The following is a 1,737-nucleotide window of genomic DNA, read 5'->3' on the forward strand; positions in this document are numbered from 1 at the left end:
TGTTATCGGAATAGCTTATAGCCGTTTAGAATCCCAAATTAAATATAATAAAAAACTAGGAACAATAGATGTTAACGGTCACCTTTTAAGCATTTACGGTCTAAAAGAACTCATTAAAGGTTTCTCATTACAGGCTATAACATCTTACGGTCATAATTATATTAAGAATAAATCTAAAAATATTAATAATATAATTGGAAAATATCAAAACAATAATTTAAGTTTTGAAAGCTTGTTAAATTATAAATATCATACAAAATACGATTTACATTTTATTCCTAATATCGGTTTTAAATACGATTATTCAAGAGCTAGCAACTACAAAGAATATAATGTAGATATAGAAAATTTGATGATTCAAAAGAAATCAAATCAATCCTTTGAAAGTAGTATTGGCGGTAAAATAGTGTTTAAGCCTATAGCGACCCTAAATAATATAGTATTAACACCAAGTTTGTACGGTAATATTGAGCGTCACTTCAATAATAAAAATACAAAAGTTAATGCAAAAGCGACCTTTAAAGGACAAACATTACAAGAAACAATTATTATACTGAAGCAACCTAAGCTTGGATATAATATAGGTAGTAATATACTTATGAGCAGAAAAAATATAAATGTTCTACTTGAGTATAATTATTATACTCATAGAAAATATCAAAGCCATCAAGGACTTGTTAAATTAAAAGTCAATTTGTAAAGCTATTACTCAACCACTATAGGATTTTAGTTTATTAGTGGTTGAGTATACTTCAACACAAGTTGGAAATAAGCCAAGGAACGGCAGCAATTATTAAACATTCGGCATCTGAGAACCTATCCGTAAACAAATTTTAACGGATAATTCAGTAAAAAGGCCCTTTAATTATTAATTAAAACTAATTTACGGATAGGCTTTGAGGACTTACAAAAACATGGTAGGAAATTTTTCAAGTTCTATATTTTTAATTTAACCTATAGGTTAAATTAAAAATAATGTTTTTCTTGATAAATATTAATAAATGTTATATAATTCGCCTCGTTTATATATTAAAAATAATCATTGAGGTTAAGTAATGAGTATAACAGGCAAATTAAAATCAGTATTGTTAATATACTCTTTCGTTATTAGTATATCAATAAATTTATTTACCACCGGTTCAGAAGCAGCCGGCGGTCCACCACCACCACCTCCTCCACCTCCACCGGGATGGACATCTCAAGCAGCGTCATCAAACAATACTGGTAGTGGAGGACAAACTACTCAACCAGAGTCATCAAAAAGCACTAGTAGCAGTAAAAAACCTTCCTCATCAACAAAAACACCAGCAGTGCCTCCCCCTACTACAGACCTAGGTAAAAGATACGCTAAATTAATTGATATAAATGATAGGAAACAAAATCTAATAATACAATTTCCAAAAGTAATAGCATATTTGATACGCCAAGAATTAACACTTCAGAACCTTGACACTAGTACTGATGTGAACAACATTATTACCTTGTTTAATGAGAGAGAAGATTCAATCTTAGATAACGCAAAAAAAATATACCAAGAGTTTATAAAAGACCCTTATATAGCTCAGTTTACAAATAAAAACCAACAAACAGGAGGTTTCTTAGATAATAAGCTCTTTGAGGAAAGTCAAGAAGAAGCAACATTGCGTCTTTTATCATTAGAGCAACTCGATGCACAAAGGAAACAAGACATTTTAAGTCAACAAGGGAATATATTAGAACAATTAAAATTTATAAAGG

Annotated in this window: 1 protein-coding gene and 1 pseudogene; both read left to right on the plus strand. The window is 29.7% G+C overall.

The genetic code is table 11. The annotated features are described in order from the left end of the window. Positions 1 to 700: autotransporter outer membrane beta-barrel domain-containing protein (locus A452_RS08775; protein ID WP_037197613.1), on the plus strand; the 700-nt coding region annotated here is incomplete at its 5' end. 355 nt (positions 701 to 1,055) lie between these two features. Beyond that, a pseudogene (locus A452_RS08780) lies at positions 1,056 to 1,737 on the plus strand (autotransporter domain-containing protein); the annotation flags it as partial.

It is taken from the genome of Rickettsia australis str. Phillips (assembly GCF_000273745.1).
Taxonomy (GTDB): Bacteria; Pseudomonadota; Alphaproteobacteria; order Rickettsiales; family Rickettsiaceae; genus Rickettsia; species Rickettsia australis.